The following is a 15,539-nucleotide window of genomic DNA, read 5'->3' on the forward strand; positions in this document are numbered from 1 at the left end:
CTCTGTGAGGTCGGGGAGGGCGGGGGACATGAGTGCGTCTTGGAGAGCGCGTGGCGGCGGCCGAACGCTGATCGCTGTAATCGCGGCGGCGGTCGTTGCGGGTGTTGTGCCGTCGATGGGGGCCAGTAGCCCAGCTCATGCAGCGGAGCAGTTGGCTGCTGCGACGGGGGCGGCTGAGACGAAGTCGGCGGCGTCCTTGTCCGCGGCTGAGGGTGCTGCGGAAGCCAGTGGCGCGAATGTCGAGGTCACTTCGCTGCGGAGCGAGTCCGGTGAGGTATACGCGACTCCGGACGGGCAGTTGGAGGCTGTGCAGCACCTGAAGCCGGTGCGTACCCGCGTGGACGGCGCGTGGAAGGTGATCGACAACACTCTGTCGAAGCGGAGTGACGGCAGCGTGGTGCCCACTGCCGCCGCGGTGGGGCTGTCCTTCTCCAAGGGGGGATCGGATCCTCTGGTGACGTTGGACAGGGCGGGGCGGAAGCTGTCCTTCTCGTGGCCGACATCGTTGCCATCGCCGACATTGGACGGGGATACCGCCACCTACGCGAATGTGTTGCCGGATGTGGACTTGAAGGTCCGTTCGGTCACCGACGGATTCAGCGAGCTGCTGGTGGTGAAGACCGCCGACGCGGCGAAGAACCCGGCGTTGGCCGAGTTGAAGCTGGGCGTCGATTCTCCGGGCCTTGACCTGCAGGAGACCGCTTCCGGCGGCCTGGAAGCGCTGGATCAGGCAGCGGGCGGCGTCGTTTTCCAGGCGGCCAAGCCCGTCATGTGGGACTCGGCGGAGGCTTCTGGCACCCAGACACAGGTGGTGCAAAGGCCGGCCACCGAAAAGACTGCCGCCGCAGCGGCCGGTTCCGTGGCAGGAGATGCCAAGGCCGGTCCCGGGGACGCCGCGAAGGTGGCGCCGATCGGCGTCGACGTGGCCTCGGACGACAGCGAGCTTCGGCTGACTCCGGACCAGGGGATGCTGACGGATCCGGGGACGACGTTCCCCGTCTATATCGACCCGCAGACCTACACTCCCAAGGCCGGGGAGTGGACGATGGTGTCGCGGTACTGGGCGTCCGAGCCGCAGTGGCGGTTCAACGGCGACTCGGACGCGGGTGTGGGGTATTGCGGCTGGGACTACTGCGCGCCGTACGACGTGAAGCGACTGTTCTTCAAGTTCCCGACCTCTCGGTTCGCGGGCAAGTCGATCATTTCTGCGACCTTTGTGGGGCATGAGACCTGGTCGGGTTCGTGCGACGCGCGTGCGGTGCAGCTGTGGCGGACGAAGTCGTTCGACTCGGGTACGACCTGGAACAGCTCGGCCGACAACTGGCTCGACCTGCTGGATTCGAAGAACGTCGCCAAAGGTGGCAGCGCGAGCTGCCCGTCCGGAGATGTCGAGCTCGACGCGACCGACGGGGTGAAGTACGCCGCCTCGCAGGATTCGGCGTACACGTCATTCGGCCTGCGGGCTCCGGCGTCGGACGAGGGCGACAAGTACAGCTGGAAGCGGTTCTCGGACGACGCGTATCTACGGGTGAAGTACAACCAGTCGCCCAAGCAGCTGACTATGAAGCAGCTGACCATGAACCCGGGGGCCACCTGCAGGAAGCCGGACAGCAAGGTCCGGATCCGGTCGCTGCCGACGATCACAGCGAACGATGTGACGGACCCTGACGGCGATCAGGTGAGTGTGCAGTTCCAGCTGTGGTGGGACGCGGGCAGTGGGTTCAAGGCTCAGTGGACCTCGGCGTTGATCGGTCCGAAGAAGTCCGCTTCGGATTTCAGCACCAAACTGGTCGAGCAGATCACTTCCGCCAAGAAGATCCCGAAGAACACCACACTGGCCTGGTTTGCCAGGGTCAGGGACTACGACGAAGGCAAGGCCTACAGCTACTCGCCTTGGTCGGCGGCGGGGTCGGCGACAGGCTGCTACTTCGTCTGGGACACGAGTGTGCCCGCCGGACCGTCACTCACTTCCGGGGACTATCCGGCGGCGGATGACAGCAACCCGGACGATCCGGTGTACGACGGGGTGGGTCGCTACGGCACGTTCACCATCGATGCGGCTGACACGGATGTGGTCAAGTATCAGTTCGGGGTGAATGAGGAGCCATCCTCGGACAATGAGGTGACGACGTCAGGCGGGGCGGCGAAGACCGTCAGCTTCCGCCCCACTCGTTCGGGTACGAACTTCCTTTACGCACAGGCATTTGACGCGGCGGGCAACGGCAGTGAGCCGACGCGCTACATGTTCCGGGTGAAGTCGGGCCAGCCGGCCCGGGCCCAGTGGAAGCTGGACGAGGCATCCGGTGCGACGCAGGCCGAGGGCACCGCCGGGCAGCGGACCCTCGATGTCAAGGGCGGCGCGGTACTCGGCGCGGCAGGTGTCGACGGCACTGCGGTGTCGCTGGACGGAGTCGACGACTATCTGGTCTCGGACATTCCGACGGTGGACACGTCCGGCAGTTTCTCCGTGGCCGCATGGGTGAAGCTGGACAAGATGCCGGACGGCGCCGCGGTGATCGCGACACAGCCGGGCAACAACGCCCCTGGCTTCGAGCTGTATTACTCCAAGAGCTACGACCGGTGGGTGTTCAACCAGTACTCGGCCGACACCACGACGGCGACACCGGTACGGGTGATGCAGTCGGCGGCGGGCGGAGTGAAAGCCGGTGAGTGGGTGCATCTGGCCGGCACCTACTCCTCGGGCTCTGATCTGCTGTCGCTGTATGTGAATGGGGCCCTTGCGGGTACTGCGTCCTACTCCACGCCGTGGGACGCGCGGCGAGGATTGCAGATCGGCGCCGCCAGTCTCGGCGGTACGGCGACTAATTTCTTCCCCGGGACGATCGACGATGTACGCATCTTCGACAAGCCTCTGTCGTCGGCCGAGGTGACCAGCCTCTACAACAAGAAACCGATCGGCAACGGCCGCCCGGCGCGTGCGGTGTTCCCGTTGAACGAGCCGGCCACCGGAAGCGACGGCAATGCGACCGCCCAGGTGACAGGTCACGCGGACGTGAACCCGGCGGTGTTCAAGGGAGGCGCCAAACCGGGCGGGGCGGGACGGGCCGGCGCGGCACTGAGTCTGGACGGTGTGGACGACTATGCCGCCACTCCTGGCCCGGCGGTGAACAACCAGGGCAGTTTCTCGGTGGCGGCCTGGGCGAAACTGTCCAAGACCAAGCCCACCCACGGTGCGGTGATCGTGGCTCAGACGAGCACGGTAATGCCCGGCTTCGAGTTGTACTACTCGCCCACCTACGGCTGGACGTTCAACCAGTACTCGCAGGACAGCACGAGCGGCACGCCTGTGCGGGCAGCTCAGGGCGATCCCAACAAGGCCCCGGGCGGGGAGTGGACCCAGGTGGTTGGTTCCTACGATGCGGTCAGCGATGACCTGCGGCTGTATGTGCAGGGCAAGTGGGTGGCCACCACGAAGTTCAGCGCGCCGTTCTACGGCAGCGGTCCTTTGCAGATCGGAGCGAGCAGTTTCAGCGGCGCTCCGGCCAGCTTCTTCCCGGGCCAGATCTCGGACGTGCAGCTGTACGACCGTGCCCTCTCTGCTCCCGAGATCGCGGAGATGTTCGACAGCCGGCCGACGGTCGAGGGCCGCTGGAAGCTGGACACCTTCTCCGGGGCCCCGGCCACCAGCGCGGACGACCTCGTCCGCGAGGACCACACCTCCCATCCGCTGACACTCAGCGACGAGGCGAGCATCGACGCCACGGGCAACAGCAGCATGGTCGGAGACGGCGGGCTGCTGTTGAAAGGCACCAGCAAGAGCTACGCGTCCACGTTGGCCTCGCCGATCGACACCAGTGCCAGCTTCACCGCCTCGGCATGGGTGACCGCACCGAGCCGCCCCACCAAGACGGTGACAGTGATGAGCATGGCCGGGGCCAACGCCAACGGATTCGTGGTGCGTTACGTCCCCGATGCCACGGATCCGGCGAACGCGGGCCGGTGGCAACTGGAGATGGCCGACTCCGACACTCTCACCGCGGCCAAGTCCACGGCGGAACACACCAACTTCCAGAACACCAACTCCTGGAACCATCTGGCGGTCGTCTACGACGCATACGCAGGGCAGTTGCGGCTGTACGTCGATGGGCTACTGAGGACGACTCTGTGCGCGGATGACGACGATGACGGAGTGCCCAACACTCCCACCTGCACCGAAGCGGTGTCGTGGAACTCGTCGGTGCTGCCCTTCGCCGCGACGAAGGGCCTCCAACTCGGCCGGGCCAAGACCGGTGCCAGTAGCTGGGGTGAGTACTGGAGCGGCGCGATCGACGACGTGTGGGTCTTTCAGGGCGCGGCGAGCGACACCCAGATCGCGCAGCTGGCCAACGGGGCCGACATCGGCACCATTCCTGGCCCGTGACCTGACCGGGATGGGATCGCCGTAGCTGGGGCTGATCCCGTCCCTCTCTGGTCACCAGCGGTCAGCAGAGCACGAGCAAGGTCTCTTTCTTCAGTGGGAACCCCGCCGGGCGGGGTCCGTGTGGCATGCGCGGCAGGGGATGGACACAGTGAGGCGAACAGACATGACAGCGAAGGTCAGCAGACAGATACGCCGCAGAATCGCGCTGACGGTTTCGACCGTCCTGGTCGGCACGCTGCTGCAGGCGACGGTTGCCGAGAGCGCTGCGGCAAGCAACCTGGCACCGGTGCCGGTGTCCGAGAAGCCGGTGTCCGGTCACGGGGTGGAGATGCTGCCCCGCAAGACCGACGGCGAGCCTCGCGTGCCGAAGAAGGCACCCAAGCACGCCTGGGCGGAAGCCGGTTCGGCCGCTGTGACCCTTGCACCCGATGCCAAGTCCACCGCCGCGGCCGGTGACCTGCCGATCTCACTGACCGCTCCCACACAGTCCAAGAGCAAGTCGGCCTCGGCCAAGGACAAGAAAACTGACTCTCACCCCTGGTCGGGCGAAGCCACGGTGCGAGTCCTGGACGCGAAGACCGCGAAGCAGGCAGGCGTCGACGGCCTGCTGTTCACCGTTCAGCCACACCAGGGCGCGGTCGGCGACACGACCGGCGTCAGCGTCGACTACTCCTCCTTCGCCCAGGCATACGGCGGCGCGTATGCGGCCCGCTTCAAGCTCGTACGCCTGCCGGCCTGCGCGGCGACCAGTCCGGGCAGCAAGGGGTGTTCCACCGCCACACCGGTCACCACCGCCAACGACACCAGCACACACACCCTCACCGCCGACGCGCTTTCCATGCCGAGCACGAGCGGTGCCGCGGCGGCGCCTATGGTCCTCGCGGCGACCACGGGCACCTCCAGCGATCACGGCGACTACAAAGCCAGCCAGCTGTCGGCCTCTTCCGCATGGCAGACCAACCTGAACACCGGTGATTTCTCCTGGTCCTACAACATGCCGGTGCCGGGTGTACCGGGGAAGCTCGCGCCGACGGTCGGCCTCTCCTACTCGTCCAGCGGCATCGACGGCCGCACGGCTAACACCAATAATCAGGCGTCCTGGGCGGGTGACGGCTTCAACCTGTGGTCGGGGTCCATCGAACGCAGCTACAAGCCGTGCGCCGACGACGGGATCAAGAACGCCGACGGGACCAAGCCGGGCGATGTGTGCTGGGCCTACGACAACGCCACGATGTCCTTCAACGGGCACTCCGGCGAGCTGATCGCGACCGGCACCGACTCGTTCAGGCTCAAGGGCGACGACGGCACGAAGATCGACCGCATCTACGGCTCCGACACCAACGTGCGCTCCAACGGCGCCCACAACGACGAGTACTGGCGTGTCACCACCACCGACGGCACCCGTTACTACTTCGGCTACAACAAGCTTCCCGGCTGGGCGAGCGGGGACGACACCACCGACTCGACCTGGACCGTGCCGGTCTATGGCGATGATGCCGACGAACCCTGCCACGCTGCGACATTCGCCGCCTCGTGGTGCCAGCAGGCGTGGCGCTGGAACCTCGACTACGTCGTCGACCCGCACGGCAACGCGATGGCCTACTACTACGGCAAGGAGACCAACTACTACGCCCGCAACCTCAAGCCGTCCGACGAGACGGTCTACGACCGCGGCGGATACCTCGACCGAATCGAATACGGGCTGAAATCCTCAGCGATGTACGGTACGAAGCCGCTGGCCAAGGTGGACTTCACCTCTCTTGAGCGGTGCCTGCCCCAGACCGGTGTGACCTGCGATGCCGCCACCATCGACGACAAGTCCTTCTACTGGTACGACACGCCCTGGGACCTGAACTGCAAGTCAGACGTGGACTGCACGAAGTCCTACTCGCCGAGCTTCTGGACCCGCAAGCGGCTCACGGCCGTGACCACCGAGGTCCTGCAGTCGAGCGGCACCTATGCGCCCGTCGACACCTGGACCCTCAACCACCGCTGGGGCATGGCGGACATCGACTACCAAATGCTGTTGGACTCCGTCCAGCACACAGGGAAGTCCACGACCCCCAACATCACCCTGCCAAAGGTGACCTTCGCCTACGACCAACGGGCCAACCGCCTAGACATCGCCGGGGACGACACCGCGCCGTTCATCAAGGAGCGGCTGTCGACGATCTCGGACGAGTCCGGCGGCCAGACGGACGTGACCTACTCCACCGCGGCCTGCGACGCGGCCAGTCTCCCCACTCCGGAGACCAACACCACGCGCTGCTACCCCGTGTACTTCACCAGGGAAGGCGCCGTCGACCCGACCAAGCAGTGGTTCAACAAGTACGTCGTCGAGGCGGTCACCCAGACCGACCGCACCAAGTCGTCCCCGGACATGGTCACCCGCTACTCCTATCTGGGCGGCGCGGCCTGGCACTTCGACGACGATGACGGGCTGACCAAGGAAAAGTACAAGACCTGGTCCACCTGGCGCGGCTACGCCCATGTGCGGGTGCAGACGGGCGGCCAGGACCCGGTCGGCATGAAGTCCCAAACCGACCACTACTACCTGCGCGGCATGGACGGCGACAAGGCCGACAGCAGCGGAGGCACCCGCACCGTCACCGTCTCCGACGACAACGGCGGCACCATCACCGACCACGACTCGGCGGCCGGTTTCGAGTACAAGACCGAGGCCTACAGCGGCCCCAGTGGCCTCGTCCTGAGCAAGACGGTCAGCACTCCCTGGCACTACGAGACGGCCAGGCGAATCCGCTCGTGGGGAGCCGAGACCGCCAACCTCACCGGCACCAAATCCACCCGCTCCTGGACCTCGCTCGACGGCGGCGTCGGAGCCAAGTGGCGGCAGACGTACAAGACGAACACATTCGAGAACGTCGCCGGCCGCATCACGCAGACCGACGACTTCGGCGACGACTCCACCTCGGCCGACAACCAGTGCACCCGCACCACCTACGTCGACAACACCACCGACTGGATCCTCGACAAACCCTCCCGGACCGAGACCGTCGCCGTGGCCTGCGACGGCACGCCGGACCGGTCCAAGCAGGTCATCTCCGACAACCGCAGCGCCTATGACGGTCAGGACTACGGGGCCGCCCCCACCAAGGGCGACGCCACCCACGTGGCGACGCTGAAGTCGCATGACGGCAAGACGGCCACATACACGGAGTCCGGCGCCACCTACGACGCCTACGGGCGGGCACTGACCACCACCGACATCACCGGAACGGTCACCGCCACGGAGACCACCGCCCCGTCGCGCACCAACCGGACCGACGGCCGCACCACGACCACTGTCTACAGCCCAACCACGGGCTTGCCCACGACGTCCACGGTCACCTCACCACCTGCCACGTCCGTAGCGGCATCCGCGCAGACCACGACCACCACCTACGACACCGTACGCGGGCTGCCGACCACGGTGCTCGACACCAACAACAAGCGCACCGACACGACGTACGACGCGCTCGGCCGCAACCTGAAGGTGTGGCTGCCCAACCGGTCCCAGGCCAACAACGACACCCCGAACTACGAGTACACCTACACCATCGACGGCACCGGACCGGTGGCGGTCGGCACCAAGACCCTCAAGAACGACGGGACTCAGCGGACCGGCTACGTCCTCTTCGACGGCTTCCTCCGCGCCCGTCAGACACAGGACCCCGGTCCGGACGGCGGGCGCCTGATCGCCGATACGTTCTACGACGAACGCGGCCTGACGGCAAAGCAGTTCGCTCCGTACTACAACACCAGCGCCCCCTCCACGGGTCTGCTCGGGCTGGACGACGCCCTCTCGGTGGAGACCCAGACCTGGAACACCTACGACGGCCTGGGCCGCACCATCAAGACCCAGCAGGTCGCGGGCAACGGCGACGGCGGCACGGTGCTGTCCACCGCCCTCACCAGCTACGGCGGTGACCGCACCACAGTCACCCCGCCCCAGGGCGCCACACCCACGACCACCATCACCGACGCACGTGGGAACACGACCGACCTGCTCCAGTACCACGCCGCCACTCCCACGGGCGCGGCGGACACCACGCACTACGACTACAACCCTTCCGGCAAGGTCATCGGAGTCACCGACGCGGCGGGCAACACCTGGAGCTACGGCTACGACCAGCGTGGCAACCAGACCAGCGCTCACGACCCCGACTTCAAGGGGGGAGACTCCAGCTCCCACTACGACGACCGCAACCAGCTGATCTCCACCACCGACACCCGCGGCAAGACGATCACCCATGTCTACGACGGCCTGGGCCGCGAGATCGAGACGCACGACGGCGACGCCTCCGGACCGCTGCTGACCAAGCACGTGTGGGACCCCACGGGCTTCGAAGGCCAACTCGCCTCAGCCACCCGCTACGTCGGCGGCGCCAGCGGTAGTGCCTACACCACCACCTACAGCCTCTACGACACCCTGTACCGGCCCAACCGCACCACCACCACGATCCCCTCCGTCACAGGGGAGGAGAAACTCGCCGGCTCGTACCAGACGAACACCAGGTACAACCTCGACGGCACCATCCTGTCGTCGAGCTACCCGGCGGCCGGAAGCCTCGTCTCCGAGGTCATGACACCGACGTACGACGACGTGATGCGCCCCAAGACGCTCACTGGCACCGGTGGTCTCACTTACATCACCGACACTGCGTACAGCTACACCGGCAAGCCGATGCAGTACATCTATCAGGCGGCCGGCGCGAAGAAGACCCAGGTCAACAACAAGTACCAGTGGGGCACCCAGCGCCTGGAGAACTCCAACGTCACCCGCGAGACAGCCACGGGTACAGACAAATCCGCCACGTACGGCTACGACGAGGCCGGCAACATCACCTCAGTCAAGGACGTCTCCCGCGACGGCACCGACAACCAGTGCTACATCTACGACTACCTGGGCCGTATGACCGAGGCGTGGGCTCAGTCGACCGCCACCTGCGCGAGCAGCCCCAGCGGATCGGTCCTCGGCGGCCCGGCCCCCTACTGGCAGTCCTTCGGGTACGACGTCACCGGCAACCGCACCAGTGAGACCGAGCACGACGCGACCGGCGACAGCACCAAGGACGTCCAGCACAAGTACACCTACCCCGCACCCAAGTCGGCCCAGCCGCACACCCTCACCACGGTCGCCACCACCGGCCCGAACGGCATCTCGACCGACAGTTACACCTACGACAACGCGGGCAACACCGAGACCCGCACCGTCGGCGGCGACAAGCAGACCCTCGTGTGGGACGACGAGGGCCACCTCGCCAAGGTCACGGAACCGGACGGCAGCGGAGGCACCAAGACGACCTCCTACGTCTACGACGCCGACGGTAACCGACTGCTGCGCCGCACCGACGCCGCCACGACCCTCTACCTGGGCAACACCGAACTCACCCTCGCCAAGGGCGCCACGGCCGCCAAGGCCACGCGCTACTACGACCTGGGCAGCGGCAACCAGGCCATCCGGACCGACGACAACAAGCTCTCGTTCCTCATCGGTGACCAGAACGGCACTGCCCAACTCGCCGTCAATTCCACCGATCTGACGATGCAGCAGCGCCGCGCCACACCGTTCGGCGCGGCCCGCGGCAAGACTCCCACCAGCTGGCCGGGCGAGAAGGGCTTCGTAGGCGGCACCGTCGACGACTCCACAGGCCTCACCCAACTCGGCGCCCGCACCTACGACACCGCCACCGGCCGGTTCCTCTCCGTCGACCCGGTCATGGACCTCGCCAAACCGCAACAGATCAACGGCTACAGCTACAGCAACAGCAGCCCGGTCACATACAGCGACCCCAGCGGCCTCTACTACTGCCGCAACGGCCGGTCCGACAACTGCGACGTCCACGGGAACGCCCGCGGCGACGGCGCCTGGTGCCCCAGCGCCAACGATCCCTACTGCCACGACCGCCCGATCGACAGGGGTGTAAACACTAACCCTGGCATTACCAAGGACCAGAAGAAGAAGCTCAAGAAGGTCTACGACTACTTCTTCAACCCCAACCGCTGCTTCGGCAACCCCGTCGACCCGAGCCCGAAAAACGACGTCTGCTATACCCAGGCAGAAATTGACGCGGACAAGCACCTCGGCAAGGAACTGCTCTCCGCGCTCGGCGACCTCACGCTCATTATCCCCGGAATTCGCTGCACTTTGGGCAACGAGGGTGAGTGCCAGGTCTATGGGTATTCGGCTAACTCTTGGGATGTCGCCGGAGTCGAAATCGGCTCAGCAAGATTCCTGCGCGCCCTGACCAAAGCCGCAAGGGCAGCCTGCAGCTTCACACCTTCCACCAAAGTTCTGATGAAGGGCGGCAAAGAGAAGCCCATCGGGAAGATCAAGCCGGGTGACAAGGTCGAGGCAGCAGACCCTGAGACCGGAAAGCACATTGGGGCTAGGATTGTTTCGGCACGCCTTGTCCATCTGGACAACGATCTCGTAGACGTGCGGATCCGCACGGGCAACGGCCGCGAGAGAGTAATTCACACCACTGACCACCACCCCTTCTGGGATGACACGGCCAAGGCGTGGGTGTCGGCCGGTGAGTTGCATGCGGGGCACGCGCTCAGCGGGGTCATGGGACCGAACGTTCGCGTCGTTGACGTACGGGATCTCAGTGGTGCTGCCGACATGTACAACCTGACAGTCGAGCAGTTGCACACCTACTATGTGGTTGCAGGGGACACCCCGGTACTGGTTCACAATGCGAAGGGCTGCCCCACGGCCATCGCGTTGGGGTTGTCGAGGACCGATTCAAACGATTATGCCCTGCATGATTTTGCTGAGGGGAAGGGTGCGGAGTACTTCGAGCACTGGGAAGACTTTGAATCTGTTGTCAGGGCCGCACTGAAGCCTGATAGCAAAACAATTATCCATTTCAATCTCGATGGGATCGAAGACCCTGCCGAGTGGGCCAAGACTGCAAACCTAAAAAACCCGTACGCGTCAAATTTGACTGCCTGGGAGCTGGCAATGATAAAGGCTGCTCCCCCCGAGGTGCAGGCGCGCGTTCAGTGGGCCAACGGCAGTAATCCGTTCGCGCAGCCTTAGCAGGGTGGAAGGTGTTCGAGAGATGCCAGAAGGAAATGAATCGCTACCGCTGTGCTTGGAGCACCCTTTCCAGCTATGGTCGTACAGTAAGTCGCATCGAATGCTCGTCCTGCGCGGGCGCTCCAGTGAAAGTTACGATCATTACGTAGATGTCATCTTCACCTCTGTGATCGGAATGAAGCTCGCGTCCGGTTATAAAGAACTCACGGTGGCGGTTGCGGCCGATGCGTCGGAGATGGATAGCTTCCTGCAAGCGCCAGATCGTTACGAACGCGGGTTCATGAATCTTGAGGTCTCAGACGCTACCCATAAAGGCTTCGTTGTGTGCAAGCGAGTCATGGTGCGCCGTGGGGTCGGTTGGCAGGATTCGTTGCCTTAGTCATTGGTTGCGAGGCGCTGAGATCCGGAGTGACCTGGGGTAGCTTCCCTTTTGGCACTCATGGCGTCGTCGGGTCCTGAAGGTTCTCGATGCTGTTCGACTCGTCTTGTATAGAAAGGCCCACCAAGAAATATTGGTGGGCCTTTCTGGGCTGCTGGCGGTTACTTTTGGTCGCGGTCGAGTGGCGGAGGTAGTGGAACCAGATCGGCCGCAGGTGTGCGTCGTGGAGTGGGGCGTTGAAGTGACGGGTGAAGGTGAATGCTGTGATGAGTGAACATCGCGAGGCAGTGGCGGAATATCTTTCCCGGTCGCTCGACCTTCTCATCGCGGAAGATGATCAGGTCGTTGCGCAAAGTGAGGATATTGACAGCTGGAGTCTGGCTGAGGCCGACAAGTATTCCCTGGTGCGTTGTGGAGTTCCGCTGATTGAGGAGTGTCGCCTTGTTCCAAACTTTCAGGAGGGTGTCTCGCCGGAACTCGAAAGGCGGAGCAGAGAGTTCTACGGGCTCGGAATTTTCGCTGGATTGGAAATAGGTGCCCTGTTGCAGGTCGGCGAGGTCTGGGGATTTTCGGAGAATGGTGAATTTCCGGATTCCTTCGTCAGCTCATCGGTTGCCCATTTCGTCGAGACGTCGTGGCGTTGGTACTGGACCTGGAAAGAGGTGAAGGCCCTGAGGTTCGATATCGAGCAGTACGACCTGCTCGAAGACTTTCTCGAATTTGCCGTCAGGCTTGATCCGCGAGTGGGGTCGGCCGAACAATCCGTCTGGCCTGGTTTCATTCAGTCATGGTAGGCAGATTGGGGTGAGTATCATTTATTCAGCGGCGGCGAAGTCCGCCGGTGAACACTTGGCCAGCGATCAGATGCTTTCCTGCGGGTTCAACTCGGACGCGCAGCCGGGAACCCGGAAGATCCTGATCCACTGCCCCCTTTCCAATCTCAGCTTGAAATGTGGCGAAGGATGAGATCCGACGGGAGCTGACCTCGTCGGAAATGTTGACCTGAGCACCAACTGGCGCGGACTCCCTCGCTGTTACACGGTCGGGCACCTGAGCAGGGGGACATGGTACTGAAACCCCAGAGAAGGGGTGTTTGTGGAGTTCCTATAGCGGCCTTCGCTCGGCTCCGTGACCCGCGGATAGCGTCGTTGGGATCTCAGCCCCGGTCTTCTTGGTGGGCCGGTGGGAACCCTTTCGGTGGACAGCCGGTGGACAGACGCCTTTGGACCGTGCATCACGTGCCGGTACGGGTCAACCTGTCGCACCTGCTCTGATCAGGAAAAACGTCACAGGGCAGCACGACGCGGCACCACACAGCCTGATCGCTCGTGGTCTTGTAATGCGTAGGTCGTCGGTTCGAATCCGACAGGGGGCTCCATGGGAAACCCCGGGTCAGGCTTTTGACCTGGGGTTTCTTGTTTCGGGTGACCTTGGAATCTTGACAAATCGGGCACTGTCGGTCTGTGCATCGTAATGCGTAGGTCGGCGGTGTGGCTTCCGTGACCGCATGGGCGGCCTGACTCTCTGAGCTGGGCTTTTGCTCCTCTGGGAGGGGCGAACCAGGCATGCGTAGTCGGTTTCGGTGGACAACCGGTGGACTGGCGTGCGTGACACTCCCTCAGGTTCCTGTCGCTTTCCCTTGGTCGGCGGCTGAAATGCGCCCGTCAGGCCGCTACCGATCGGTTTCGGCGTTGATCACGGGCGCGAGCACGCAGTCCCTGCGGACAGGCCCCGCCCCACCGCCGCTGATCCGGCCTCGCGAACGGCTCGGACACTTCGCCGCGAAGTCCTCAGGATCACACCGGACCGCAGCCAGGTCCTCAGCTGTCACACCTGCTCAACAGCACATACGACCAAGGGAACACGCCACCGGCGAGTGAACCCGACCAGGCCCTACTGGTCGCTGCCCTGTGACTGCGCGGCCTTCTGCCGGTCGCTCGAAGTGGCCGACGAGGGCGAACCGTCGGCCAGCGGCTTGCTGGTCGGCCCGGACCGGTCCAACGCTGTGGGAGTGGCTTTCGGTGTTGATGACGCCCGCTCGCCCGGTTCGCTCTTCTGCTCCGTCGTGATCTGGTCCTCGGACGGATCGGACGGCTGCGTCGTCGTTCCGGCCTCTGTGGCCGGGTTTCGTTCCGCGGGCATCGTGCGGTTCAGGTCGAAGTTGCCGGTGAAGCCCACGAAACGGGCCCAGATCCGAGGCGGGAAGACGTTGCCGCGGATGGAACCGGTGCCGCCCACGTCCGTGAGGGGGAGGAGCTTGGGCTGGCCGGGCTTGTTGCGGAAGAGGGCGATCGCGGTGGACTGGTCCTTCGTGTAGCCCACGAACCAGGCCGACTTGGTCAGGTCGTCGGCGCCGGTGGCGACAGACGCGGAGCCGGGGACGATGGACTGGGTGCGGTTCTGGTGGGCCACGACCTGCAGCACTTTGTTGACGCCCTCGGCCACCGTCGGATCGAACGCGGCGCGGGATTGCGGGCGATCGAGCCCGCCGACCGGCTTGCCGTGTCTGAGGATCCGGGACACCGAGTACGGATCGTTCTGCTCGCTTCCGTTGGCGAAGGTCGAGTAGGCGTCGGCCAATCGGATGGTGCTGGGTGTCGAGGTGCCTATCGGGAAGGTCTGCTCCAGGGGGCCATGCTGCTTTGCAGCAGCCCTGCCTTGACGGCCGCGTTTCGGATCGGCACCCAGCCCATGGCTTTGCCCAGTTGAACGAAGGATGCGTGGGCCGAGGTCACCAGACCCGCCATCACCGCGCTCCGCATCGAAACAGGTATCTGGGACAGCGGCACGATCTGCCGGTTCACCGCCCCTGCGGCTGTCATCTGGCTGCCGTCGGCCCAGTAGTAGACGTTGGCCTCCTGCTGCACCGCCGTGTTCTCGTCCGGTATGCCGACCTGTGCGTACACGTAGGCGAAGAGCCCGTACAGGCTGCCGACGGACAGCGGAAAGCCCCCGAGCAGCAGCCGCCACGATGGCAGCCAGCGGCGGAGTCCGCCTGGGGCGTTGCCGCCTCGTCGAAACGGCGCGATGCCCCCGGCGTGCCAGCGTCCGGCCGAACCAGAACTTCCAGGCGTGGAACCCGGAAATCGACCGAGGCGAGAAGTCGTGGTTGTCCGTGCCGACCGAGCCCGTGGCCGGTGCCGGACAACGGCTGCCTTGCCGCTGTGTGTTCGTACGGTGTGAGCGGGAGCCAAGGCCTGTCCCGCGACGTGGTGCAGGGGATCAAGCGCTACGCGTTCCGGTTCGAGACCCATGCCGATCCGCGTGGGGGCGTCAGCCCACGAAGCGTCCCGGTAGCGCGAGTTGGACAACCGATCAGGCGCGGCAACCGTCCCTGGCCTGCGGATTCCGGTGCCTTGATTCGATACACCACCTGGCGGGACGTCATCGGGGCCCCAATGCGCACATGGCGCTGGAAGGCCCGCCTCGGCCGCGCAAAGCAGCGTCCCGAAAGAGGCGTTCCGCAATGGGTCCTCAGCGACTGTTTCCTGCTCTCGGCCAACTCGGCACAGTCGCTGGCTGGCTGGAACCGCTGCTCGTCCGGCGGACTGGCACGAGGGCGGGGGAGCGCGGACGGCATGCGACGACGTGGTGCGCGCTCGCCCTGCGGTGGTGGCGTAAAGATCCGCTCATGGTTCCCGGGCGAACAGAGACAGTAACTGTCGTGTCCTGATAAGAAATGCGAACACTTCGGTTAAGAGGGATAGCTCCTGCGCGCCTGGTGACACGGATGC

6 protein-coding genes are annotated in these 15,539 nt (G+C 64.7%); 4 read left to right on the plus strand and 2 right to left on the minus strand.

Annotation, left to right across the window (positions count from 1 at the left end; genetic code table 11):
* The first annotated feature begins 307 nt into the window (after positions 1–307).
* From AC31A1_RS03975 to AC31A1_RS03990, 4 genes are all read left to right on the plus strand, one after another.
* Positions 308–4,381: a LamG-like jellyroll fold domain-containing protein gene (locus tag AC31A1_RS03975; protein WP_489651845.1), complete on the plus strand. Its 4,074-nt coding sequence runs from the start codon at positions 308–310 to the stop codon at positions 4,379–4,381.
* 163 nt (positions 4,382–4,544) lie between these two features.
* Positions 4,545–11,426, plus strand: a complete 6,882-nt coding sequence (locus AC31A1_RS03980; protein ID WP_489651846.1) for a polymorphic toxin-type HINT domain-containing protein — start codon at positions 4,545–4,547, stop codon at positions 11,424–11,426.
* 22 nt (positions 11,427–11,448) lie between these two features.
* Positions 11,449–11,805, plus strand: a complete 357-nt coding sequence (locus tag AC31A1_RS03985; protein WP_489651847.1) for a hypothetical protein — start codon at positions 11,449–11,451, stop codon at positions 11,803–11,805.
* A 266-nt stretch (positions 11,806–12,071) separates the two neighbouring features.
* Positions 12,072–12,599 (plus strand): SUKH-4 family immunity protein, encoded by a 528-nt coding sequence (locus tag AC31A1_RS03990; protein WP_489651848.1) that lies wholly within the window; start codon positions 12,072–12,074, stop codon positions 12,597–12,599.
* Positions 12,600–13,698: 1,099 nt separating this feature from the next.
* On the opposite strand, the gene AC31A1_RS03995 is transcribed toward AC31A1_RS03990, so the two are convergent.
* Both AC31A1_RS03995 and AC31A1_RS04000 read right to left on the minus strand, forming a co-directional pair.
* Positions 13,699–14,523, minus strand: a complete 825-nt coding sequence (locus AC31A1_RS03995; RefSeq protein ID WP_489651891.1) for a penicillin-binding transpeptidase domain-containing protein — start codon at positions 14,521–14,523, stop codon at positions 13,699–13,701.
* A complete protein-coding gene (locus AC31A1_RS04000) occupies positions 14,412–14,711 on the minus strand; it encodes a hypothetical protein (RefSeq protein ID WP_489651896.1) in 300 nt (99 codons plus the stop codon). Before AC31A1_RS04000 ends, AC31A1_RS03995 begins: the two co-directional genes overlap by 112 nt.
* Positions 14,712–15,539 lie beyond the last annotated feature (828 nt).

The organism is Streptomyces sp. P5F9 (genome assembly GCF_057961495.1).